The following is a 21,249-nucleotide window of genomic DNA, read 5'->3' as shown; positions in this document are numbered from 1 at the left end:
TAGTCATCTCCGCGACAGGTTTTTGCCCGTTCCGAACGCCCAGAGACATATGCTCGGGGGGTTCGACATCCGAGAGTCACGCGCCGCGTGGTGGATACTGGCGATCGCCCTCGGTACCATCCTCACGTGGGTGTTCTACTCGTTCGTCGGCACGTTCGTGTTCGGTATCTTCATCTACTACGCGACGCGCCCGGTGTACCAGCAGATGCAACAGCAGGGCATCCGGCCGCCGAGTCTGGCCGCCTCCATCGCCATCTTCACGCTCGCCCTCCCCTTCCTGCTCTTGCTCGCGTACACCGTCGCGATCGGCCTCCAGGAACTGAACACCATCATCACGAACATCCAGGATCAGCAGACGAGCAACGGCCAGACCATCTCCCAGATAGAGTCCGTCATCCAACCCTACGTCGACGTCTCCGACACCCTCCAGAACCCCGAGCAGTTGCTCTCGAACCCGGACGACCTGTCCATCGTGACGGACCTCGCGAACGAGGCCCAGGGGTACGCCGGGTTCGTCGGCACCGCCCTGTTGCACCTGTTCGTGATGATCGCACTCGCGTTCTACATGCTTCGCGACGGCCCGCAACTGTCGCACTGGTTCCAGTCCACCTTCGGGGACGAGCGGGGCGTCCTCGCCGCGTTCCTCCGGGCGGTCGACCGCGACTTCAAGAACATCTTCTTCGGCAACATCCTCAACGCATTCCTGACGGCCATCATCGGCGCCCTCTCCTACAGCGTCCTCAACGCCTACGCCCCGCCGGGCATGGGGATTCCCTACGCGGTCCTCGTCGGGTTGCTCGCCGGTGCTGCCAGCCTCATCCCCGTCGTCGGGATGAAACTCGTGTACTTCCCGGTCGGTGGTGTCCTCTTCTACCGCGCCTTCACCAGCGACCAGAGCGGCCTGCTGTGGTTCCCCGTGGTGTTCGTCGTCGTCTCGTTCGTCATCGTGGACGTCATCCCCGACCTGGTCCTGCGACCGTACGTCTCCGGGCGGAACCTCCACGTCGGGTCGGTCATGTTCGCGTACATCTTCGGCCCGCTGCTGTTCGGGTGGTACGGCATCTTCCTGGGACCGATGTTGCTGGTCCTGTCCGTCCACTTCGCCCGACTCGTGCTCCCCGAACTCCTGCACTCGGAGAAGGTCCAGCCGTACGCGGTCGACCCGTCGTACTTCGAGGACGAGACCGTACGGTCCGGCGTCTCGGCGGGGGACCGCGACAGGTCGTCCGTCCCCGACGAACGGGATGCCGAATCGACCGACGACGCCCCGTCGTAGTCACTCGTCGGTCGGGGGGAGAACGTCGACCAGCGGTGTGCCTGGGTCGCTGGGTCAGTCGACGTACTGGGTCTCCCACTCGGCACGAGCCTCGATCTCTCGCTGCCCGCGTCGCGTGAGCGTGTAGAAGTTCGTCCGACGGTCGCGCTGTCCCTTCTCGACCAGTCCCTTGTCGACGAGGGTGTCGAGGTTCGGGTACAGGCGTCCGTGATGGATCTCCTTCTCGTAGTAGCGCTCCAACTCCTCCTTTATCGCCAGTCCGTGTGGCTCGTCTTTCCCAGCGATTACATACAGCAGGTCACGCTGAAATCCTGTCAGGTCGTGCATTGGGGGGAACGTCGCCCGAAGCTTACTGTCGGCTATTATTAAGTATGTCGGCCACCGTCCAGTTTTCTACGTCCTCAGGGCGAGAAACCCGCCATCTGCGAACGTCCGGATAGTCAAAAGAACTTACCAGTAGTTATCGACAGACCGCTGATGGCCACTTACTGTTAGTTCGTTGTCTATAACGTCGGGTTGTGACACTTATACGTCTTGGTGGCGTACTACGCGTCATGCCCGAAGAAGTCCTGTTCAAAACCGAATCGATGCAGACCCGCGGCGACGTCGCCGCACTCTTCCGGACCGTCGCCGACAAACTGGACGGTGGCGAGCCCATCACCCTCTCGGCCGGCAACGACTCCATAACGATGGACCCGCCGGGCCAGTTCACGTTCGAGGTCAAGGCGGAACGCGAGACGACCAGGGGGTCGACCGACGGCGAGCTCAGCGTCGAGTTCGAACTGGAGTGGAACGAACGCGACTCCGGTTCCGACGGCGATTCGGGGCTCCAGATCGAGTAGCCGAGCGCGCCGTCCGTCGTCGTCCACCGAATCGGCACCGTTTCTCCCCGCACCTCGGTTCTCGACGAGCGACGGCACGGTTCGAACCGGTGTCGCTCGCGCTGTCTGACTGGCGCGCACGAGGAACGATGGACGACGATGGCAGTCGCTACGAGCGTAACGTACGAAACAGGAAAGCAAACCACGCGGGAAATAGTGAGCCCGCGTGGTTGCTTGCCGCCCTGAATTGGTCCCCGCTGACGCTTCGGCCCTCCAAGCGAAGCGTCACCTGAAACAATCGGTGCCATACCCTTAAATGTACCGCAAACGGCCAGTCAGGTGCCCTCTCGGAGAGGACAGAATACCCCGACAGGACGACGGTCCAGGAGCTGGAACGAGCACCCGCGAACGACTACCGTGAGACCGGCAGTCGTGGCTCAGTTGAGGATGGACTGGGCGACCGACGCGAGCTGGCCGTTGTCGGCCTCGCGCAGTCGGTCGTCGCCGATCTTCAGGCGAAGCCGTGGGCGACCGACGTCGATGGGTACCTTCTCCGTGTCGATGAGACCCATGTCCTCGAGTTTCGTCTTCGTCCGGGAGAACGTGGCCTTCGACGCGATGCCCACGTCCTCGCCCCACTTGCTGATGTCGTAGAGCAGCGCCTCGTTCTTGGCGGCGACCAGCAGCGAGATGGTGACCTCGTCGAGACCCTCGCCGTCGCCGCGGGCGGTCTCCAGCGAGTCGAGGATGGTCGTGAAGTCGGCCTCGGCCTGCGGGCCGATGTCGGACTCCAGCGTCTCTCGGACACGACTGATGGGTGGCGTGCGGAGCTTGAACGGCTCGGCCGCCTCCCACTCGGACGTGTAGGCGTCGTAGGCGGTGGTGACGAACTCCCCGTCGTCCGTGGTCAGACCACCGACGCGGTTGCCCGCCGTGACAAGTGCGACCACGGTGTCCTCGGTGACCAGGAGCGAGTTCTCCGGGGTCTGTTCGACGGTCCGGAGTTCGAGTTCGCCGCGGTCGACCAGGTCCGCCGCGTTCGAGGCGACGATGAAGTCGTCCATCACGTCCTTCAGGGTGCGCTCGTCCGCGAGCATGTGGACCGTCGGGAGGTCACCCTCGAAGCGGGTCGCCACGCGGACGAACTCCTCGATGGCGTCAGACGACGGGTTCACCACGAGCACGTCGCCCGTAGCGTCCTCCAGGACCGTGTGGAGGATATCGTCAATCTGCCTATCCAGTAAATTCGAGCTCATGTCTATGCACAACAAAACGCGACGTCGCTACTTAATTTTATTGGCCCTACGAACCTCAAATCTTGCCAATCACGTCTTGATTCCACTGTTAAGAAACCAATACCAATGGCCACCGGCGATGGAAGTGGTAGACCGTAACGTGGTACCGGCCGAAACCTTCGGTTTCGAAAATCCGGCGACGTGTCACCGAAACGTGTCTATAACCGTGACTAAACGCCTCGCTAGAACGGGACCCCTCACGCACCCGAACCTATAAGTCGAATTACGCGACACTATGTGGTTGTCTACCGATGGGAAGTGGTAGTCAAACTGGAAACACAGAGACGCGGACCCCGCCCGACGGCGGGAGCAGTCCGTACACGGGACCGTAATTCACAACCGACCCTTCTTTTCGTGCTGTAATCGTGCGCACAGGTCGTCGGACCAGTAGAACTCGCCGTCGTAGATGACGGACGTGTCCGTCCGGTCGAGGAAGTCGAGCAACGCGGCCCGCGAGAGCGTGAACTCCGACTCGTTGCCACAGAGGTAGGAGTACTCGTTGCCCTCGACGTAGGGGTGGTAATAGCTCCCTGCGTGCTGGAGCGAGAACTGGTCGAAGGTGAGGAAGAACCGGTCGTCCCCGAGGCGCTCAAGTTCGGCCGTCGTCGGGACCCGGTTCGTCGTCTGCGTGAGCGTGTGCGTGCCGTCACCCACGACCGCGTAGTCCTTCCCCATCATGATCCGTCGGCGCGCGATGCGAAGCGCGCGCTCGAACGAGAACCCGTGAACGAGCAGGCGGGCGAAGGCGGAACCGACCTTCACGGCGTCCTCGTTGAGCACCTGCGTGAACGTGACCGCACCCGCGACGGCCCCGTTCTCGACGAGTCCGATGCCCTCGTGGAACGACCCGCAGGCGTTCAGGAAGAACGTCTGGGCGTCACAGGAGTCGATGCAGGTGGCGGAGAGGTAGCCGTCCGGACAGCGCAGTCCGGACTCCTCGCAGTGGCCGATGTAGTGGACGAAGTCGTTGTCGTCCTCGAACACCCGTGCCAGTTCGCTCGTCGTCAGGTGGTCGTGGACGTCCACCGACAGCGGCAGGTCGGCCGCGTGGTCGCGGTAGATGGCGGCCACGTCGTCGTGTTCTGCGACCATCTTCTCGTCGTTGAGCACGACCGTCACCTTCGCCGACTCGTCCCGTCGTTCGAGGAATGCGAGTCGGTTCCGGTACGCCGCCGGCGCGCACTTGAACACGTCGATGGGGACGCCGTCGGCCAGCCAGCCGTGGACGCGCCCGCCCCGGAGTTCCGGTTTGACGACGTCGACGGCCGCCACCTGCCCCGGCCCGGTGCTGCCGCGGTAGAAGTCGTCGAGCGACCGTTCGACCAGTTCCGCCCCGTCGAGTTCGGACGTCCGGGGCGTGTAGACCAGCGCGAGGTCGTTGAGCACGAAGGGAAGCGCCTCCAGCATCTCCGCACCCGGGTCGACGTACATCGAGAGGTGCCAGTCGGGCAGGCGATGTTCGATGGCGGCGTAGGGCACGTCGAGGTACGTCCGCAGTCTGTCGACCGGTGTCCCGTGGTACAGGGTCGTCGCGTCGAGACCCAGCACGTCGAGGATTCGCTCCTCGGCGAGGTTCGTCCCGTACGGGCCGGCGTTCCGGACCAGGCAGTCGAGGAAGAAGGTCTTCCGGAGCAGTCGCGCCGTCGTCCGTTCGAGGTCGGGGAGCGCCCCCAGGTCGTGGCGGACCCCCGCGGCCGGCGCAGACAGCAACGGCGTCCCGATGCCGTCGACCGTCACGACGTCGGCCTGCAGGTAGTGCGCGAGCGGCGCGGTCACGTACAGTTCCTCGAACGACGGCGGCACCAGCAACTCGACGCCGGCGTCGGGCGTCGCAGTCCGGATCTGCTCCGGCACGGTCACCTCCTCGCCCGTCTCGACCAGCGGCGGATGGCCGCGCAACGTGGGATAGGTCCGGTCCGGACCCGTCGTCTTGTGCGCTGCCGACAGGTGGGTCAGCGCGGTCGCCATCCCCTTCGGCGTCGGTGGGACGACAACGCGTCCGGCGGGCCGGACGCTCCGACTCCGGAAGCCGAGCGTCAGGTCGGTCTCGGCCTCGAAACTGACGACCACCTCCTCGAAGTCCGGCGTCTTCGAGATGGACAGGGGGCCGTCGGCACGGAGGTACGTCTTGATGGTGGCGTCCAGGTCGAGGATGTACTCGTCGGGTGGGAGTTCGAGTGGCCCGGTGTCGTTCCCCAGTTCGTACGTCGCGTCGCGCGACTCGGACGTGACGTAGACGACCGAGATGGGGAATCGAACCTCGCCTGCCACGCAGGAGACGGTCGCGTCGACCGGTCGCGGGAGGGACGCGCCGTCGTCCCTCGCGGAGAGGTTCGGCCCGCGGACGGTGAGTTCCGAGTTCCCCGGGTCGACCACCCGGATTCCCGCCGACGTCACCTCCCACTCGATCATTCGGATTGGTAGATATCACTAATGGCAGTTAGATGTATCGGGTGGGTGCACTGCGCACGCGACCCGCGCCACGCGACCGAGGAACTGGCAGGATGCCCCGAAGACGGGTACACTTATGCCTGAACCTGCCCCGGTTTTCAGCATGGACTACGAGCACGTCCGCGAGGTCGACCCCGAGGTCGCAGACGCTCTCTCGAACGAGGTAACACGCCAGCGGAACACGCTGGCGATGATCGCGAGCGAGAACCACGTCTCCGAGGCCGTCCTCGAGGCACAGGGGTCCGCCCTCACCAACAAGTACGCCGAAGGCTACCCCGGCAAGCGCTACTACGCCGGGTGTGAGTACGCCGACCGGGTCGAGGAACTCGCCATCGAGCGCGCGACGGAACTCTGGGGTGCCGACCACGTCAACGTCCAGCCCCACTCCGGCACGCAGGCCAACCAGGCCGTCTACTTCGCGATGCTGGAACCCGGCGACAAGATTCTCTCGATGGAGCTCAGCCACGGCGGGCACCTCAGCCACGGCCACCCGGCGAACTTCACCGGCCAGCTCTACGAGGTCGAGTCCTACGGCGTCGACCCCGAGACGGGCTACATCGATTACGACGAACTCCACCGACTCGCCGAGGAGTTCGACCCCGACGTCGTCGTCTCGGGCTACTCCGCGTACCCCCGGACGGTCGACTGGGAGCGCATCCAGGCCGCGGCCGACGCCGCCGACGCCTACCACCTCGCCGACATCGCCCACATCACCGGCCTCGTCGCCGGCGGCGCGCATCCGTCGCCCGTCGGCGTCGCCGACTTCGTCACGGGGTCGACGCACAAGACCATCCGTGCCGGTCGCGGCGGCATCGTCATGTGCGACGAGGAGTACGCCGACGACATCGACAAGGCCGTCTTCCCCGGCGGGCAGGGCGGCCCCCTCATGCACAACATCGCGGGCAAGGCCGTCGGCTTCGAGGAGGCCCTCCAGCCCGAGTTCGACGAGTACGCCGACCAGACCGTCGCCAACGCCCGCGCCCTCAGCGACCGGTTGACCGAACACGGCTTCTCCATCGTCTCCGGGGGTACCGACAACCACCTCGTCCTCGTCGACCTCCGGCCGTCGCACCCGGACACCACCGGCGGCGACGCCGAAGATGCCCTCGACGACGTCGGCATCGTCCTCAACGCCAACACCGTTCCCGGCGAGACGCGCTCGGCGTTCAACCCGTCGGGCATCCGCATCGGCACGCCCGCGCTCACCACCCGGGGCTTCGACGAGGACGACATCCACGTCGTCGCCGACTGCATCTCGCGCGTCGTCGACACGCCCGACGACGAGGACGTGAAGGCCGACGTCGCCGAGACCGTCCTCGACCTCTGCGAGGCCAACCCGCTGTACGAGTAGGTCGGTCCCACTGCTCCGGTACGGGAGACGCGTTCTGTACCCGCTCCGACACCCGGAACCGCACGCCTTTTTGCCACGCCGACCCCACCACGAGGTATGTCGGTCACTACTGCAACCGGCCGCATCGCCGTGGACCACCGTCGGTCGAGCGCGGCGTGCTGTTGCCGGGTCCGGTCCGGGAGTGACCAGGGGGTGACCCGCTGATGTTCGGCTGGCTCCGCGAGGACGTGCGGGCGGTGCTCGAACGCGACCCCGCGGCCAAGAGCGCGTTCGAGGTCCTGACCTGTTACGCCGGTATGCACGCCCTGTGGGCGCACCGGCTGAACCACAGGCTCTGGCGGGCGGGCTTTCACCTGTCGGCGCGGGTGCTCTCGCAGTTCGTGCGGTTCGCGACGGGCGTCGAGATACACCCGGCAGCGGTCGTCGGGGACCGGGTCGTCATCGACCACGGGATGGGCGTCGTCATCGGCGAGACGGCCGAGGTCGGCGACGACGTGCACATGTACCACGGGGTGACCCTCGGCGGGAACTCCCCCCGTCCGGAGAAGCGCCATCCGACGCTCCGGGACGGCGTGGTCGTCGGTGCGAACGCGACCCTCCTCGGCGACATCGAGGTCGGCGAGGGCGCGAGCGTGGGCGCGGGGTCGGTACTGACGAAGGACGTCCCGCCCGGAGAGACGTGGACGGGCGTCCCGGCGACGCCACGAGACACCGGCGGCGGCGGTGACGAGACGTCGGCGGACCAGGAGCGAGCCAGCGACCGGGACGAACTCGAGGCCGACGACTAGTCGTCGACGGGCACGTCGCCGTCGGCGTAGGCAGCGCGTGGACAGCGAGGGACGCGAACGACGACGGCCGACCCGTCCCGGGTCGCGGTCGCACCGTCGGCCGTCACCGGGAACGGCGGCACGACGCGACAGGAGCGTTCGTCGCGCTCGACGTCGCCGTCGCGTTCCGTCTCGCCGAGGAGCCACACGCAGAGCGCGCCGTTCTCGACCCAGCACTCCTCGACGGTCTGTGCCCCCGTCGGACGGTCCAGTGTGACGACGAGTTCGTCGTCGGTGACGTCGACGCTGCCCTCGCCGAAGCGTTCCCGGAGGCCGAACAGGCCTTTCCTGAGTCGACCGACCGCGGGGACGAGTCCACCCGCGACGAGGCCGCCACCCCGGAGTCGTTCGAGACGGTAGGTCGGTGGCGACGTGGGTGGCGTCGGCCGACCCCGGCGACCCTCTCTGACGAAGCGGTCGCCGTCACGCGTGAACGTCGCCTCGCTGGCGACGGCGTCGGCGGCGTCGCAGCCCCTGAGGACGGGCCGGACGAGTCGGACGTCGGCGGCCGGACCGGGCAGGTCGCTGACCAGGACGCGGGCGCAGGCGAGCGTGACGGGGCGGTCGAGCGTCGTGGCCGTCTCCAGTTCTTCGTCACCGACGTGGACGATGCGGGTCACCTCGGTCCCGCCATCGTCGGTCGGCCGGACGGTAAGCGTCAGGGCGTCGGCCTCGCCGACAGCGGTGTGGAGACGACAGGTCACCGCGTCCGGGGCGACCGTCTCCGGGTCGGCGTCGGCACTGCCGGGGCCGGAACCCCCTGCCGGTCGGTCGGCGTCGGTCCCCTCGTCGTCCGTCGACTCGGTCTCGTCGGGCCCGGTGGAAGCCATCGATTCGTTCGAGAACGGCTGTGCTCTTAATTTTCGGGGTCGACCCGCCAGAAGGGACGCGTCGGCGGATTGCTCGTCGCCAGGGCCGGGCGAACGCCGCCGCGTCTCAGGCGTCGTCACCGAGGACGTGCCGGGCGATTATCTTCTTCTGTATCTCGCTGGTGCCCTCGTAGATGGTGAGAATCTTCGCGTCGCGGTAGAAGCGCTCGACGGGGAAGTCCGTGGTGTACCCGTACCCGCCGTGAATCTGGACGGCCTCGTTGGTCACGTCCATCGCGGCCTCGCTGGCGAAGTACTTCGCCTGACTGGCGGCGAAGGCCGTCTCCATGCCCGCCCCGGCGGCCTTCTTCCGGGCGGCGTCGCGCGTCAGCAGGCGAGACGCCGTTATCTGGGTCTGCATGTCCGCGAGTTTGTGGCGGATGGCCTGGAACTGGCTGATCGGCTGGTCGAACTGCTCGCGCTGGGTGGCGTACCTCGTCGCCTCGTCGAAGGCGGCCTGTGCCAGACCGACGGCCTGGGCGGCGACGGCGATGCGGCCACCGGTGAGGATGTGGAACGCCGCCGAGAGACCCTCGCCCTCCTCGGTGAGGCGGTACTCGGCGGGGATGCGTGCCCCGTCGAACAGCAGTGCCGTCGTGTCGGAGGCGCGCAGGCCGAGTTTGTCCTCCTTCTTCCCGACCTCGACGCCGTCGACGTCGGCCGGGACGAGGAACTGCGTGACTGACCCGGGGTCGTCGCGGTCCGTCTTCGCGAACACGACGTAGACGCCGGCGCGACTCCCGTTCGTTATCCACTGCTTCTTGCCGTCGAGGACGTACTCGTCGCCCTCTCGGCTGGCGACGGTGGACATCTCTGCGGGGTTGGACCCGGCGTCGGGTTCCGAGAGGGCGAACGCACCGACCGGTCGGCCGTCGACCATCTCGGGCAACCACTCGTCGCGGACGGCCTGCGACCCGAACTCGTCGATGCAGGAGGTGGCCAGTCCGTGGACCGACAGCGCCGTCGCCACCGCGAGCATCCCGTGGGCGAGTTCCTCGTTGACGATGGCGTACGTCATCGGGTCGGCGTCGTAACCGCCGTACTCCTCGGGGACCGTCAGACCGGTCAGGTCGAGTTCGGCCAGGCCGTCCCACACCTCCTCGGGGAAGCGCTGTTCCTCGTCGCACTCCCGCGCCACCGGGCGAATCTCCTCGGCGGCGAACTCGCGAATCACGTCGCGAACCGCCGTCTGCTCCGCAGTGAGTTCCATACCTACGGCTACGGGTACTGGTGGAAAAAGTTGCCTGATTCGGGCGCTCAGGGTCGGTACGGCGCGAGGTCGTCAACGGGCGTCCCCTTCCGCCAGAACGTCTCGAACACCGACTCACCCCACGCGGCGGCCGCCGGGGACTCGGCGACGAGTTCGGTACTCGGGTCGTAGCTCCCGTCCAGCAGCGGGAGCGACAGGTAGACGCCGCCCCCGGTGACGGTCATCGCGAGGGACGACGCGGCGACCCGGACGTCGACCCTGTCGAGGAGGACGTCCTCGTCGGTGCCGGCATCTCCGTCGTCGACGTCCGGCGGTTCGTCGAGCAGTTCGGGCGTGAGGACGAGTCGGCGGTCGGTCGCGTCGCCGTCCACGAGGGCTTCGGCGAGTCTGTCGTCGTACACAGGGGCGACCACCGAGACCCGGTCGGCGCTGTCGATGGCCCGCCTGACGCGTCGCGCCGCCCTGAACGGGTCCGTCTCGGGCGAGTCGACGACCTCGCACCCCTCCAGCCTGTGGAGTTCGCACCGCTGGGCCGCAGGGACGACGCCCAGGTCGTGGCTGTCGAGGTAAGCTGCCGAGTCCTCGACGACCGACTCGACCGTCCCGACCCGGTCGAGGAGGTCGGCGACGGCACGACCGGTGCCGGTGACTGCCCACATCCCGTCGTCGCCCTCGTAGACCAGTCCCCGGTCCTCGAGTCGCTTCATCGCGTCGTACACCGCAGACTCGCTGGCCGACGCCGAGGCGACGACTGCCTGACGCGACCGGGAACTGTCGGCGAGCGCACCGAGGACCTGTCGTCGGGCGGCGGAACCATAGACGAACTCGACGCGCTTCGTGGGACCGTCCATGTCCCATCGTGACGACCCTGGAGGCATATGCGTTCCTTCTCTACCGATTAATGTCAATGTCCGGTTCCGGTGGAACGTTCCAGTCGAGCAGGAGTCACCGCGTCCAGTCGGAATGATAACATTTAGACCGTCGGGGACGGAACTCGACGTTGCTGTCTGCCGGTGCTTTCGGCGTACGTCTCCCTCGTCGTACGCCCTTCGAAGCCAGACCGCGTCGCCTCGCTTCGTCGGTCACGTGCCCCTACCACAGAGCGACTCGACGACAGCGGCAGGCGATGCGTCGATGCCGCCACCCTGAGCGAAGTCGCTGGTTCCACCACCGCCGCCACCGTGTTCGTCGGTTATCGCATCGACGACCGCTGACGCATCGTGGCCCGCCGTGGCCGCGACGACGACGAACGTCTCGCCCGCCTCGCCGACCAACGCCACCACCTCACCCCGACCGCCCACCGATTCCTGGGCCTGTTCTCTGCAATCGTTCGGGTCGACGCCATCGACGGTGCCGACGACCCACGTCGCCCCGTCGCGCTCGACCGTGCGCGCGTGCTCGATGGCGGTCGCGACCAGACGCTCCCGCGCCGCCGCGAGCGCCGTCGACAGCTCCGAAGACTCCTGCTGGAGTCGCTCGACGGCGTCCGGAAGGTCCGCCACGTTCGTCCCGAGCGTCCTGCTCGCGTCGAGGACCGAACGCTTCTCGGCGGCGCGGCGCTCGATTCCCTCCATCCCCACGGCGAACTCGACTCGGGTCATCCCCTCGCCGGGGTTCGACCGCGAGACGACCGTCACCGGCCCGACCTCGCGCGTGTTCCTGACGTGCGTGCCGCCACAGGCCGCGACGTCCCACGGCCCGTTCGACGGTTCGCCCGGGACCACGTCGCACCCGCCCACCGTCACGACGCGGACCTCGTCGGCCCCCTCGAACACACCCTCCTCCGTCTTGGTGTTGAACGCGACGAACTCGTCCTCGCGCAGGTCAGAGAGCGGGACCGGTTCCCAGGAGACGTCGCGGGACTGCCAGACCGCCTCGTTCGTCAGGCGCTCCAGTTCGACCAGCGTCTCGTCGGTCACGTCGGTCGACGTCGTCAGGTCCACGCGGACCTTCTCCGGTCCGATGTCGAACCCGCCGTAGCCGAGGTCGTCGCACAGGCGACGCGCGGCACCGTAGAGCACGTGGCTCGCGGTGTGGGCCCGCATGCAGTACATCCTGAACGTCCAGTCGACCTCACAGAGCACCGACTGTCCCTCCCGGAACGGCGGGTCCTCGGCCAGCGTGTGGACGTGCTCGCCGTCGCGCACCTGTACGTCCTCGACGGGGACGCCGTCGATGGTGCCCCTGTCCGCCGGTTGGCCGCCGCTCTCGGCGTAGAAGTAACTCGTCTCCAGTCGCACCGCTCGCCCGTCGACGCCGAGGACAGCCGTCTCGAACCGAGTGGTGTACGGCTGCCTGGCGGCGAGTTGTCCTGTCATCGACGGCAGGAACCACGCCGAACGGCAAAAACGCTCCGCCCGCGCCCCGGAGGTCGTCCGGGAGGTCGGTCGCGTCCAGTCAGTCGGTCCGACGTCCGGTCACGACTCCGCGAGTTCGACGTCGAGGTGCTCCTCGATGGCCGCGATGAGGCCGCCACCGATGCCGGCCCGCGTGGCTCGACCCTGCTCGATGGCGATGACGTCCGCCTCGTCGACGTCGAGTTCCGCCGCCAGTTCCTCGCGCTGGAGACCGACCTCCTGTCGGCGCTCGGTGAGTCTGTCCCCGTAGTCGGGAACGAGGTAGGGGAGCGGGTCGTCGTCGTAGTTCGTCCCCTCCTCCTCCCAGTGGGAGGTGTCACCGTCCCAGTTCGACGTCCGCGCCGTGTTCCGCTTGCGTTCGCCCTCGCTACGCCCGCTGGAGCCACCGCTCTCGCTTCGACTGCTGGTCGTCCGCTGGGCGTCGTCGTGTGGGGCGCAATCGGGGCAGACCGAGAGTTCGGCTCCTGCGACGTTGGCCAGTCTGAGGCGCTTGCTGGCCGCACCGCAGAGTTCGCAGGTGTCCCCGTCGCCGCCACCCGACGAATCACCCGTCGAGTACTTCGCCATACCTTCCTCTACCGCGGGCCGACATTTGAATACCCCGCTTCGCCGTTCGCACACACGTGACAGGGGCGCACGCGAGGACTCGACGCACGCGTGGCAAAAGGACACGTTTTTATTTATGCCTGCTAAACGCCGTATTGCAGTACGATACAGCGAGCGTGGGTAGCCAAGCCAGGCCAACGGCGCAGCGTTGAGGGCGCTGTCCTGTAGAGGTCCGCCGGTTCAAATCCGGTCCCACGCATCGCACGTGCGGTCCGACGGACCGCCACACACAGGCGATGCGGGTGCTCTCCCTCGTGGACAGCACCCACGCACATTCCTTCCGACGCAACGCTCCCGGAGCGACCGCCGGGTCCGTCCACGACCACACCTGGGACGTGCCCTGACGGGACGGAGTGAGAAACGGATTTCACCCTCCCGCCCCGAGACCCGACCATGCAACAGACGGTCAAACGGAACGTCCCCGCGGCCACGGCCATTCTATCGCTCGTCTCGCTGGCGCTCGTCTTCGGGGCGGCCAGGCAACTGATACCGACGGCGTACCTCCCCGTCGCGCCGGACTGGGTGTTCGACGCCATCCCGCACGTGAACGCGGTCATCAGCGTCGTCGCCATCGGCGTCATCCTCGCCGGCCTGCGGGCGGTCAGGGCCGGCCGGTTCGACCGACACCGCGCGCTGATGTCGACGGGCGTCGTGCTGTTCCTCGTATTCCTGGCGCTCTACCTCTACAAGGTCGCACTGAAGGGACCGAACGCCTTCCCCGGCACGGGTGCGGTCGAACTCGCGTACCTCGCCATCCTGGGCGTACACATGGTTCTCGCCGTCGCCTGCATCCCGTTGCTGTACTACGTCCTGCTCGTCGCGTTGACGCACCCGATGGGAGAACTGTCGGAGACGGCCCATCCCCGCGTGGGGCGGGTCGCCGCACCGCTGTGGCTGGTCTCGTTCTTCCTCGGCTTCGTCGTCTACGTCCTGCTGTACCTGGTCTACTGACCGCCTGCGCTTCGATTCCGGCGCGTCGAGACGCTCACCGCTGGTCGCGCCACTGCTCGGCCGTCACCGCGTAGACGTTCGAGTCGTGGTGCTCGCCCCCGACGTAGGCCCAGTTCGGGATGGTCCCGACCTGTTCGAACCCGATCGACTGGAGCATCGCGTTGGACTTCTCGTTGAACGCGAAGGCCTCGGCACGGACGACCTCCATGCGGCGGTCCTCGAACAGGTAGGTGACGAAGGTCCGCGTCGCGTCGGACCCGTAGCCCTGCCCGTGGGCGTCCGCAGCCAACCACGCCGAGAGGACGGCGTGACCGTGGCGCTCGCTCATCCAGTTCGAGTTGATGACGCCGACCGGTTCGTCGTCGTCGGCCACGACGAGGAGGTTGATGCCGTCGTCGCCCGCCACCTGTTCCTCCAGCCACTCCTCGTGCTGGGTCCGGTTCCGGGGCTGTGCGACGCCGAGCGGGACGCGAACCGACGGGTCGTTGACGCCCTCCGTGACGAACTCGAGGTCCTCCTCCTCGATGGTACAGAGGTCGACCGTCTCGCCTTCGAGGAACGTAGCTCCTGGCATGACCGGGGATTCCCCCGTGCCGGAGTTAAGTGATATTCAGATGTGGTACCGCACGACACCCCGGACGGTTGCGGTCAGTCCGGATAGATAGACACGGGTCGGACGGTACCTCGGGCGACTCAGTCGTCCGCCGCGAGGTCCTGTCCGTCGATGACCGGCCGGTCGGCGTCGCGGTCGGTCGTCTCTCCCTCGATGTCGTAGGGGTACTTGCCGGTGACACAGCCCAGACAGAGGTCGGCCCTGGCGCTGTCGAGCGAGTCGGCCACCGCGTCGATGGAGAGGTACGACAGGGAGTCGGCCTCGATCTCCTCGCAGATGTCGTCGACGCTCCGGTCGGCGGCGATGAGTTCCTCGCGGGTCGCCATGTCGATACCCATGTAGCAGGGGGCGACGATGGGCGGCGCGCCGATTCGCATGTGGACCTCCTCGGCACCGCAGTCCTTCAGCAGCGCGACCAGCTGGGTCGACGTCGTCCCGCGGACGATGGAGTCGTCGATGATGGTGACCGTCTTGCCCTCGACGGTGGACTTGATGGGGTTGAGCTTGAGGCGGACGGCGCGTTCGCGCTCGTCCTGCGTCGGCATGATGAACGTGCGACCGACGTACCGGTTCTTCATCAGCCCCTCGGCGAACTCGACGTCGGAGCCTGCCTCCTGTGCGGCCTCGGCGTAGCCCGAGGCGAACGCGCGTCCGGAGTCGGGCACGGGCATGACGACGTCCGTTTCGATGCCCGACTCGTCCCAGAGCTGTCGGCCGAGTTCGCGCCTGACCTCGTAGACGAGGTGGTCGTCGATGACCGAGTCGGGGCGGGCGAAGTAGACGTGCTCGAAGAAGCAGTGGGCGGTGTTCTCCCGCTCGACGAGCTGGTAGGAGTCGAACCCGCTGCCGTCCTCGTGGAGGACGACGAGTTCGCCGGGCTGGACGTCCCTGACGAGGTCACCGTCGAGGGTGTCGATGGCGGCGGACTCGGAGGCGAGGACGTACCCGTCCTCCAGTTCGCCGATGCACAGCGGCCGGTTCCCCTCGGGGTCGCGCAGGCCGAGGACCGTCTCGTCGTGCATGATGGTCAGCGAGTACGAACCGTGGATGCGCCCCATCGTGCGCTTGACGGCCCTGACGAGGTCGGCCTCGAGGAGGTTCCGGGCCAGGTCGTGGGCGATGACCTCGGTGTCGCCGTCGGAGGTGAAGGCGTGGCCCAGACCGGCGAGTTCGTCGCGGATCTCGTCGGCGTTGACGAGGTTGCCGTTGTGGCTGAGCGCGAGCGACCCCGACTTGAACGAGACGGTGAAGGGCTGTGCGCAGGACTTGTCGAGGCTCCCGGCGGTCGGGTAGCGGACGTGCCCGATGCCCGCCGACCCGTTGAGCCGGTCGATGTCGTCCTCGTCGAACGCGTCGCCGACCAGCCCCATGGCTACGTGGTCGTGCTGCTGGAACCCGTCGTGCGTGACGATGCCTGCCGACTCCTGCCCGCGGTGCTGGAGCGCGTAGAGGGAGTAGTACAACGGCCGCGCGGCCGCACGGTCGTCGAGGGTGACGCCGACGACGCCACACTTCTCGGTTGGCCCGTCCCGGTGCGGGTGGTGACCCGACCCGTGTGTCATGTGAGAGGGTCAAGGGCCGGACGATAAAAACCCCCGTGGTTGTGCTCTAATCCCGGTGCTTACCACGCGATATATGCACGTTCGTGGACAGGGGCGGCGGACAGAGCGGTGGCTCGCCGGTCGCGGTCCGAGAGAAGCGAGAGGACTATTCGCCAGCCTTGGACTGCCACTCGTAGTCGCGTCGCTTGGCGGACTTGCCGAAGCCACACGACGAGCAGACGCCTTTCTTCACGTGGTACGACTTCTCGCCACACCGACGACACTTGGTGTGCGTCGTCGTGTTCTTCTTGCCTTGAGAGGGTGTTCCTGCACCAGTCATGGAGTTATCGAAACGACGTTGTCGCCGCGTATAATGGTTGTGTTGTCAGCGCGCTCCAGTACCAGGTTCATGTGCTGGTCGTAGCCCGTGAGTACGCCGTCGTACTCTTCGCCACCTTTCAGTCGGACCGTGACGTCCTCCCCCACCGACGCTTCGAGCACGTCCAGGGGTCGACCACTCGATTCGCTCATACACACACGGGCAGTCGTCGCGTTCTTAAACGTACCGAGTTGTCGCGGGCGAACGGGGCCGTCGTGACGGGGGAGTCACACGTCGACGCCGAACGAGTCGTACTCGTCGGCCTGGCCGGCGAAGGCCGCGAGTAGCCGTGCGAGCGCGACCAGGTCGTCGGTGTCGACGACCTCGACGGGGGTGTGCATGTACCGGTTGGGAACGCTGACGTTGAGCGTCGGCGTCCCGCCACGCGCCGTGTAGAACGACAGGGCGTCGGTCCCGGTCCCGCGCCCGGCGGCCTGCAGTTGCACGTCGATGTCCGAATCGGCCGCCGCCTTGCGGACGGCCTGTGCCACGACGGGGTGGTTGGCGCTCCCTCGACCGACGACGGGCCCGCCACCGAGTTCGACGTCGCCGGCCCGCTTCGCCACGCCGCCGGGGTAGTCCGAGGTGTGGGTCACGTCGACGACGACCACCGCGTCGGGGTCGAACTCGGAACTGACCATCTTCGCACCCTGTGCGCCGAGTTCCTCCTGGACCGTCGAGATGGCGTACACCGTCGCGTCGACGTCCGCCTCGCTGGCCAGTCGGAGGCCCTCGGCGGCGGCCCAGGTGCCGACCCGGTTGTCGATGCCCCGCCCGGCGACCCGCGTCCCCATCAGCCGTTCGACCGTGCTGGAGAAGGTTATCGGGTCACCGACCTCGACGACCTCCCTGGCGGCCTCGCCGTCCACCGCCCCGACGTCGACAGTCTGGTCCACGATGTCGTCGACCGGGTCGCCGTCCTCGTCGCGGACGTGGATGGCCGTCTGGGTGACAACGCCCGGGACCGGGCCGTCGCCGGTGTGGACGGTCACGTGCTGTCCCTTCGAGACGGCCCGGTCGGGTGTCCCGATAGGTCCGAGGTGGACGAACCCGTCGTCGTCGATGCGGTTGACGACGAACCCGATCTCGTCGACGTGCCCCGTGAACGCGACCTCGGGACCGTCGTCGGCCCCCTCGTACACCGCGACGGCGTTCCCGTAGGCGTCGGTCCGCACCTCGTCGGCGAACTGTTCGACGTACTCCACCCAGACCCGCTGGCCGCGCGTCTCGTACCCGGACGGACTCGGCGTCTCGAGGAGCGTCTCGAGGAACTCCCACTGCGTGTCGTCCATGCCCGGCCGTTGGTCGGCGCCGGTTTGAACCCGCCGGTTTGGCACAACCCATAAGTCCACGTTTACCGAATCGAATCACATGGAGAAATTCACCCTGCTAGAACTCCATTTCGACGGTGAGGCGTCCTTCAGCCCCAACATCGCACGCCGGTCGTCCGAGGAGGCGTCCGAGGAACCGGAACAAGAGTTCGAGGTCGACGTCGAGGCCGAGGAGGAGGAGGCGGAGTCGACCGGGACGAGTCCACTCGCCATCCTCGTCGGAATCGTCGCGCTCGCCGTCCTCGGGGCGGGCGTCCGGCGACTCCTCGGCGGCGAGGCAGAGACCGACGAGTACGAGCCCGAGATGGTCGAAATCGAGGAGTAGGCTCGTATACAGAAGGGTTTTCAGTCCGGGGTTCCAACCGACCGTGTGAACCTCTTCCATAGCGCCCGCGCGGTCGCGTCCTCGGGTAGTGGCGAGGGTGCCATCGACTGGCACGCCGTCACCGAGGCGGCACGCGCGGCTACGGACCCCGGTTCGGTCTCGTTGACGGCCGCCGAACGCGAGGGGTACGCGTCGGACGTCCGGGACGCTCGCGACCGCGTCCGGGCGGTCGCCGGCATCGACTTCGACGTGCCGGGGACCATCGAGATACAGCACCGTCACCACTGGATAGACGCCAACGTGGACACGTTCCGTCGCGTGCTCGAACCGCTCGAATCCCAGCAGGGAACGCTGTTCCCCGGCATCGCCCGCACCATCAACACTGGGACGATGTCGTTGATGCTCGGGTTCCTCGCCCGGAACGTCCTCGGCCAGTACGACCCCCTGTTGCTCGCCGGCGAGGACGTCGACGCCGACCACGCGCTGTACTTCGTCCACCCGAACATCGAGTCCGTGGCCGCGGACCTCGACGTCGACTTCCCGCGTTTCCGGCGCTGGATCGCCTTCCACGAGGTCACCCACGCCGCCGAGTTCGGCTCGGCCCCGTGGCTCTCGACGTACCTCGAGGACCGGATGGAGTCCGGTCTCGAGGACCTCGCCCACGGTGGCTTCGACCGGGAGGCCTTCCACGAGATGAACGTCGCGATGACCGTCGTCGAGGGGTACGCGGAACTGCTGATGGACCACGCGTTCGACGACGAGTACGCCGACCTGCGGGCGAAGGTCGACGCGCGACGGAAGCGGGGCGGCCCGCTGTCGAAACTCGTCAAGCGACTGCTCGGTCTGGGCCTGAAACGCCAGCAGTACGAACGCGGGAAGTCCTTCTTCGAGGGCGTCGCCGAACTCCGCGGCATCGAGGCCGCCGGTGCCGTCTGGGACGGCCCGGAGAACCTCCCGACCGACCACGAACTCGCCGACCCGGCCGCGTGGGTGCGTCGGGTCGACCCCTGAGTCGGGCGACGGCGGCAGGGGTCATCCGGCGAGAACGCGCCATCGCTGACGGTTCTACCGCGACGCCGAACTCCTGACCACTCGCTTACAAAAATCGGTTTCCGGGAACCCCCATTACCCTGCCGTCGGTAGTCCCAGGCGATGACGGAGTCACGTCACGTCGTCTGGCGGTACTACCTCTTCCGGGCCACCAACTCTGCGGGATTCTACGTCGCTATCGCCATCGCCTACCTGGAGTACATGGAGTTCGGCTACGACTTCATCGGCCTCGCGTACGCCGTCTTCTCCTTCGGGATGGTGGCGGCCGAGATACCGACGGGGTACCTCGGCGACTGGCTGGGCCGGCGGTGGAGTCTCGCGCTGGGGGCCGTCTGTCGAGCACTCACGCTCGGCGCGTACCCCCTCGTCGACTCGCAGGCGGCCGTCCTCTGGCTGCACCTCCTCTGGGCGGTGGGGTGGGCCTTCCGGTCGGGGACCATCGACGCGTGGCTCTACGAGGTGCTGGCGGACCGCTTCGACGAATCCGAGTACGCACGCATCGAGGGACGAGGGAGCACCCTGCTCCTCGGGACGTCGGCCGTGACGGCCATCCTCGGCGGCCTGCTCTACGGCGTCGACCCGGCGTACCCCTTCCTGGCGAACGCCGCACTGGCGCTGCTCGGCATCCCCCTGCTGTTCACGTTCCCAACGGTCGCGTCCGAACGCGATGACTGCGAGACTGACGAGTGCGAGGCGTTCACCGTCCGGGACGCGACCTCCCTGCTCCACGTGCAGGCACGCCGGCCGGCCGTCAGGTGGTTCGTCCTCTACGTCGCGCTGTTCGGTGGCCTGTTCGGCCTCACGCGGACGTTCGAACAACCGGCTCTGAACGCGATCGGGTTCCCGGTCACCGGCTTCGGGTTCCTCTACGCCGCGTTCAAGGTGGTCTCGGCTGGCGCGGCCGCGGCCGCCGGCTGGCTGGACGACGCACTGGGAATCAGGGCCGTGTTCGCGCTCATGGTTCCGGTCTACGCCGTCGCGTTCACGACCGTCGCGTTCGTGCCCGCCATGGTGGTACCGGCGCTGTTCCTCAACAGGAGTCTGAACGTACTCACCCGGCCAATCCGAAACCAGTACCTCAACGACAGACTCGACGACGTGGGGCGGGCGACCGTGCTCTCCGGCGTCTCGATGGTGGTCGGACTCGCGTCCGGGAGCGCGAAACTCGTCGGTGGGTGGGGTGCCACGCACGTGGGACCCGTCGGCATCCTCCCCTGGGCCGGCGTCGTCGTTCCCGCCGTCGCCGCGCTTCTCTGGGTCGCCACCGCACCAGTCCGAGCCCCGGAGCGACCGGGTGCCGGCGACGCGGTCCCGTCTGATTGAGACTGACGGCTCGATTCCCGACGGCTACCGTTCCGTCTCGAACGTCACGACGAGGAACCACCAGAGCAGGGCCCCCGCGAGGAGGCCACCGACCAGTCCCCCGACGATGAACTCCAGCGGCGCACCGGCGTGGAACGCCACGAGCGCCCCGGACGCGCCCACGAGGGCGACGAAGCCGTAGCGCAGTCTGCTCATCCCGACGCGGCGGTCCTCGTCCGTCATCGACGGTCCGACCATGTCAGAGCGTGTGTGGTGCCGAGACGTGCATCTGGACGAACTGCCACTCCTGGTCCTCTTCGTCGACGCAGTCGAGGACGCCGCTCCAGCGCGAGTCGAATCCGCGCCGCTGGCCCGTCTCGACGTTCGTCCACGCCATCCTGACCGCGTCGTGAAAGAGCGCGTGGTCGCCCCGGTCGGTCACCGACAGCTCGTTGCTCTCGACGGTCCACTCGTCGGTGGTGCGCGTCTGCTCGCGCAGCGCCTCGGCGACGGCGTCGTATCCCACGTAGTGGGTGCTGATGGCACCCTTCCACGTCGCGTCCTGCTCGGAGAAGTACGGGTAGAGCGGTTCGCCCCGGCGCAGGGCCTCGTAATAGTCCCGGATGGTTTCCTCTGCGCTCATGTGCAACCGAACGGATGGGTCGGGCTTGAAACCCCCCGTTGTTGGCCCCGC

Annotated in this window: 23 protein-coding genes and 1 tRNA gene; 9 read left to right on the top strand and 15 right to left on the bottom strand. The window is 67.2% G+C overall.

Features of this window, described 5'->3' with window-relative positions:
• The first annotated feature begins 49 nt into the window (after window positions 1-49).
• Window positions 50-1,276 carry an AI-2E family transporter gene (locus ACSC1W_RS09490; RefSeq protein ID WP_435346963.1) on the top strand — a complete coding sequence of 409 codons (1,227 nt, stop codon included), beginning with the start codon at window positions 50-52 and terminating at the stop codon, window positions 1,274-1,276.
• Window positions 1,277-1,330: 54 nt separating this feature from the next.
• Here the strand turns inward: ACSC1W_RS09490 and ACSC1W_RS09485 are convergent, their stop codons facing one another.
• Window positions 1,331-1,603 carry a PadR family transcriptional regulator gene (locus ACSC1W_RS09485; protein ID WP_435346962.1) on the bottom strand — a complete coding sequence of 91 codons (273 nt, stop codon included), beginning with the start codon at window positions 1,601-1,603 and terminating at the stop codon, window positions 1,331-1,333.
• 227 nt (window positions 1,604-1,830) lie between these two features.
• On the opposite strand from ACSC1W_RS09485, the gene ACSC1W_RS09480 reads away from it, so the two are divergent.
• On the top strand, window positions 1,831-2,118 hold the full coding sequence (locus ACSC1W_RS09480; protein ID WP_435346960.1) for an amphi-Trp domain-containing protein: 288 nt from the start codon (window positions 1,831-1,833) through the stop codon (window positions 2,116-2,118).
• 416 nt (window positions 2,119-2,534) lie between these two features.
• Here ACSC1W_RS09480 and tbsP read toward each other — a convergent pair whose 3' ends face one another.
• Window positions 2,535-3,353, bottom strand: coding sequence for a transcriptional regulator TbsP (gene tbsP, locus ACSC1W_RS09475; RefSeq protein ID WP_435346958.1), 819 nt, complete (start codon window positions 3,351-3,353; stop codon window positions 2,535-2,537).
• Between the two features lie 372 nt (window positions 3,354-3,725).
• The gene (locus ACSC1W_RS09470; RefSeq protein ID WP_435346956.1) at window positions 3,726-5,804 is read right to left on the bottom strand and encodes a hypothetical protein; all 2,079 of its coding nucleotides are present in this window, start codon (window positions 5,802-5,804) and stop codon (window positions 3,726-3,728) included.
• A gap of 142 nt (window positions 5,805-5,946) precedes the next feature.
• Between ACSC1W_RS09470 and glyA the strand changes: the two genes are divergently transcribed.
• The gene (glyA, locus tag ACSC1W_RS09465) at window positions 5,947-7,194 is read left to right on the top strand and encodes a serine hydroxymethyltransferase (protein ID WP_435346954.1); all 1,248 of its coding nucleotides are present in this window, start codon (window positions 5,947-5,949) and stop codon (window positions 7,192-7,194) included.
• Window positions 7,195-7,397: 203 nt separating this feature from the next.
• On the top strand, window positions 7,398-7,982 hold the full coding sequence (gene cysE, locus ACSC1W_RS09460) for a serine O-acetyltransferase (protein WP_435346952.1): 585 nt from the start codon (window positions 7,398-7,400) through the stop codon (window positions 7,980-7,982).
• On the opposite strand, the gene ACSC1W_RS09455 is transcribed toward cysE, so the two are convergent.
• The 5 genes from ACSC1W_RS09455 to ACSC1W_RS09435 form a co-directional block, all read right to left on the bottom strand.
• The gene (locus ACSC1W_RS09455) at window positions 7,979-8,851 is read right to left on the bottom strand and encodes a hypothetical protein (protein WP_435346949.1); all 873 of its coding nucleotides are present in this window, start codon (window positions 8,849-8,851) and stop codon (window positions 7,979-7,981) included. The two genes, cysE and ACSC1W_RS09455, sit on opposite strands and share 4 nt — an antisense overlap.
• 106 nt (window positions 8,852-8,957) lie before the next feature.
• Window positions 8,958-10,100 carry an acyl-CoA dehydrogenase family protein gene (locus ACSC1W_RS09450; RefSeq protein ID WP_435346947.1) on the bottom strand — a complete coding sequence of 381 codons (1,143 nt, stop codon included), beginning with the start codon at window positions 10,098-10,100 and terminating at the stop codon, window positions 8,958-8,960.
• A gap of 47 nt (window positions 10,101-10,147) precedes the next feature.
• On the bottom strand, window positions 10,148-10,951 hold the full coding sequence (locus ACSC1W_RS09445; protein ID WP_435346945.1) for a helix-turn-helix transcriptional regulator: 804 nt from the start codon (window positions 10,949-10,951) through the stop codon (window positions 10,148-10,150).
• 231 nt (window positions 10,952-11,182) lie between these two features.
• Window positions 11,183-12,418 (bottom strand): alanyl-tRNA editing protein, encoded by a 1,236-nt coding sequence (locus ACSC1W_RS09440; RefSeq protein WP_435346943.1) that lies wholly within the window; start codon window positions 12,416-12,418, stop codon window positions 11,183-11,185.
• Between the two features lie 99 nt (window positions 12,419-12,517).
• The gene (locus ACSC1W_RS09435; protein WP_435346941.1) at window positions 12,518-13,024 is read right to left on the bottom strand and encodes a helix-turn-helix domain-containing protein; all 507 of its coding nucleotides are present in this window, start codon (window positions 13,022-13,024) and stop codon (window positions 12,518-12,520) included.
• Between the two features lie 153 nt (window positions 13,025-13,177).
• Here ACSC1W_RS09435 and ACSC1W_RS09430 point away from each other — a divergent pair.
• Both ACSC1W_RS09430 and ACSC1W_RS09425 read left to right on the top strand, forming a co-directional pair.
• Window positions 13,178-13,262: transfer RNA gene (locus ACSC1W_RS09430), tRNA-Leu, on the top strand.
• 194 nt (window positions 13,263-13,456) lie between these two features.
• Window positions 13,457-14,014 carry a DUF420 domain-containing protein gene (locus ACSC1W_RS09425; RefSeq protein WP_435346939.1) on the top strand — a complete coding sequence of 186 codons (558 nt, stop codon included), beginning with the start codon at window positions 13,457-13,459 and terminating at the stop codon, window positions 14,012-14,014.
• 34 nt (window positions 14,015-14,048) lie between these two features.
• Here ACSC1W_RS09425 and ACSC1W_RS09420 read toward each other — a convergent pair whose 3' ends face one another.
• From ACSC1W_RS09420 to ACSC1W_RS09400, 5 genes are all read right to left on the bottom strand, one after another.
• Complete coding sequence (locus ACSC1W_RS09420) at window positions 14,049-14,588, bottom strand: GNAT family N-acetyltransferase (protein ID WP_435346937.1); 540 nt, start codon at window positions 14,586-14,588, stop codon at window positions 14,049-14,051.
• 119 nt (window positions 14,589-14,707) lie between these two features.
• Window positions 14,708-16,189 (bottom strand): amidophosphoribosyltransferase, encoded by a 1,482-nt coding sequence (gene purF, locus ACSC1W_RS09415; RefSeq protein ID WP_435346935.1) that lies wholly within the window; start codon window positions 16,187-16,189, stop codon window positions 14,708-14,710.
• Between the two features lie 145 nt (window positions 16,190-16,334).
• A complete protein-coding gene (locus ACSC1W_RS09410; protein ID WP_435346933.1) occupies window positions 16,335-16,508 on the bottom strand; it encodes a 50S ribosomal protein L37e in 174 nt (57 codons plus the stop codon).
• The gene (locus ACSC1W_RS09405; RefSeq protein WP_435346931.1) at window positions 16,505-16,699 is read right to left on the bottom strand and encodes an LSM domain-containing protein; all 195 of its coding nucleotides are present in this window, start codon (window positions 16,697-16,699) and stop codon (window positions 16,505-16,507) included. Before ACSC1W_RS09405 ends, ACSC1W_RS09410 begins: the two co-directional genes overlap by 4 nt.
• Before the next feature lie 75 nt (window positions 16,700-16,774).
• Window positions 16,775-17,839, bottom strand: a complete 1,065-nt coding sequence (locus ACSC1W_RS09400; protein WP_435346929.1) for a M20/M25/M40 family metallo-hydrolase — start codon at window positions 17,837-17,839, stop codon at window positions 16,775-16,777.
• Window positions 17,840-17,918: 79 nt separating this feature from the next.
• On the opposite strand from ACSC1W_RS09400, the gene ACSC1W_RS09395 reads away from it, so the two are divergent.
• The 3 genes from ACSC1W_RS09395 (at window position 17,919) to ACSC1W_RS09385 (ending at window position 20,576) form a co-directional block, all read left to right on the top strand.
• Complete coding sequence (locus ACSC1W_RS09395) at window positions 17,919-18,203, top strand: hypothetical protein (protein WP_435346928.1); 285 nt, start codon at window positions 17,919-17,921, stop codon at window positions 18,201-18,203.
• A 45-nt stretch (window positions 18,204-18,248) separates the two neighbouring features.
• A complete protein-coding gene (locus ACSC1W_RS09390) occupies window positions 18,249-19,214 on the top strand; it encodes a zinc-dependent metalloprotease (protein WP_435346926.1) in 966 nt (321 codons plus the stop codon).
• Between the two features lie 141 nt (window positions 19,215-19,355).
• Window positions 19,356-20,576 (top strand): MFS transporter, encoded by a 1,221-nt coding sequence (locus tag ACSC1W_RS09385; RefSeq protein ID WP_435346924.1) that lies wholly within the window; start codon window positions 19,356-19,358, stop codon window positions 20,574-20,576.
• Between the two features lie 24 nt (window positions 20,577-20,600).
• On the opposite strand, the gene ACSC1W_RS09380 is transcribed toward ACSC1W_RS09385, so the two are convergent.
• Together ACSC1W_RS09380 and ACSC1W_RS09375 are read right to left on the bottom strand one after the other, a co-directional pair.
• Window positions 20,601-20,798, bottom strand: coding sequence for a DUF8527 family protein (locus ACSC1W_RS09380; RefSeq protein WP_435346923.1), 198 nt, complete (start codon window positions 20,796-20,798; stop codon window positions 20,601-20,603).
• A 16-nt stretch (window positions 20,799-20,814) separates the two neighbouring features.
• On the bottom strand, window positions 20,815-21,198 hold the full coding sequence (locus ACSC1W_RS09375) for a nuclear transport factor 2 family protein (protein ID WP_435346921.1): 384 nt from the start codon (window positions 21,196-21,198) through the stop codon (window positions 20,815-20,817).
• Window positions 21,199-21,249 lie beyond the last annotated feature (51 nt).

This window comes from Haloarchaeobius marinus (assembly GCF_051207415.1).
In the GTDB taxonomy this organism is placed as follows: Archaea; Halobacteriota; Halobacteria; order Halobacteriales; family Natrialbaceae; genus Haloarchaeobius.
This window is presented reverse-complemented; position numbering and strand designations above follow the sequence as displayed.

What these genes read in the sequence shown, in the direction of transcription:
- ACSC1W_RS09490 (WP_435346963.1), top strand. Translation starts at nt 50, where the DNA reads ATGCTCGGGGGGTTCGACATCCGAGAGTCACGCGCCGCGTGGTGGATA.
- ACSC1W_RS09485 (WP_435346962.1), bottom strand. Translation starts at nt 1,603, where the DNA reads ATGCACGACCTGACAGGATTTCAGCGTGACCTGCTGTATGTAATCGCT.
- ACSC1W_RS09480 (WP_435346960.1), top strand. Translation starts at nt 1,831, where the DNA reads ATGCCCGAAGAAGTCCTGTTCAAAACCGAATCGATGCAGACCCGCGGC.
- tbsP (WP_435346958.1), bottom strand. Translation starts at nt 3,353, where the DNA reads ATGAGCTCGAATTTACTGGATAGGCAGATTGACGATATCCTCCACACG.
- ACSC1W_RS09470 (WP_435346956.1), bottom strand. Translation starts at nt 5,804, where the DNA reads ATGATCGAGTGGGAGGTGACGTCGGCGGGAATCCGGGTGGTCGACCCG.
- glyA (WP_435346954.1), top strand. Translation starts at nt 5,947, where the DNA reads ATGGACTACGAGCACGTCCGCGAGGTCGACCCCGAGGTCGCAGACGCT.
- cysE (WP_435346952.1), top strand. Translation starts at nt 7,398, where the DNA reads ATGTTCGGCTGGCTCCGCGAGGACGTGCGGGCGGTGCTCGAACGCGAC.
- ACSC1W_RS09455 (WP_435346949.1), bottom strand. Translation starts at nt 8,851, where the DNA reads ATGGCTTCCACCGGGCCCGACGAGACCGAGTCGACGGACGACGAGGGG.
- ACSC1W_RS09450 (WP_435346947.1), bottom strand. Translation starts at nt 10,100, where the DNA reads ATGGAACTCACTGCGGAGCAGACGGCGGTTCGCGACGTGATTCGCGAG.
- ACSC1W_RS09445 (WP_435346945.1), bottom strand. Translation starts at nt 10,951, where the DNA reads ATGGACGGTCCCACGAAGCGCGTCGAGTTCGTCTATGGTTCCGCCGCC.
- ACSC1W_RS09440 (WP_435346943.1), bottom strand. Translation starts at nt 12,418, where the DNA reads ATGACAGGACAACTCGCCGCCAGGCAGCCGTACACCACTCGGTTCGAG.
- ACSC1W_RS09435 (WP_435346941.1), bottom strand. Translation starts at nt 13,024, where the DNA reads ATGGCGAAGTACTCGACGGGTGATTCGTCGGGTGGCGGCGACGGGGAC.
- ACSC1W_RS09425 (WP_435346939.1), top strand. Translation starts at nt 13,457, where the DNA reads ATGCAACAGACGGTCAAACGGAACGTCCCCGCGGCCACGGCCATTCTA.
- ACSC1W_RS09420 (WP_435346937.1), bottom strand. Translation starts at nt 14,588, where the DNA reads ATGCCAGGAGCTACGTTCCTCGAAGGCGAGACGGTCGACCTCTGTACC.
- purF (WP_435346935.1), bottom strand. Translation starts at nt 16,189, where the DNA reads ATGACACACGGGTCGGGTCACCACCCGCACCGGGACGGGCCAACCGAG.
- ACSC1W_RS09410 (WP_435346933.1), bottom strand. Translation starts at nt 16,508, where the DNA reads ATGACTGGTGCAGGAACACCCTCTCAAGGCAAGAAGAACACGACGACG.
- ACSC1W_RS09405 (WP_435346931.1), bottom strand. Translation starts at nt 16,699, where the DNA reads ATGAGCGAATCGAGTGGTCGACCCCTGGACGTGCTCGAAGCGTCGGTG.
- ACSC1W_RS09400 (WP_435346929.1), bottom strand. Translation starts at nt 17,839, where the DNA reads ATGGACGACACGCAGTGGGAGTTCCTCGAGACGCTCCTCGAGACGCCG.
- ACSC1W_RS09395 (WP_435346928.1), top strand. Translation starts at nt 17,919, where the DNA reads ATGGAGAAATTCACCCTGCTAGAACTCCATTTCGACGGTGAGGCGTCC.
- ACSC1W_RS09385 (WP_435346924.1), top strand. Translation starts at nt 19,356, where the DNA reads ATGACGGAGTCACGTCACGTCGTCTGGCGGTACTACCTCTTCCGGGCC.
- ACSC1W_RS09380 (WP_435346923.1), bottom strand. Translation starts at nt 20,798, where the DNA reads ATGACGGACGAGGACCGCCGCGTCGGGATGAGCAGACTGCGCTACGGC.
- ACSC1W_RS09375 (WP_435346921.1), bottom strand. Translation starts at nt 21,198, where the DNA reads ATGAGCGCAGAGGAAACCATCCGGGACTATTACGAGGCCCTGCGCCGG.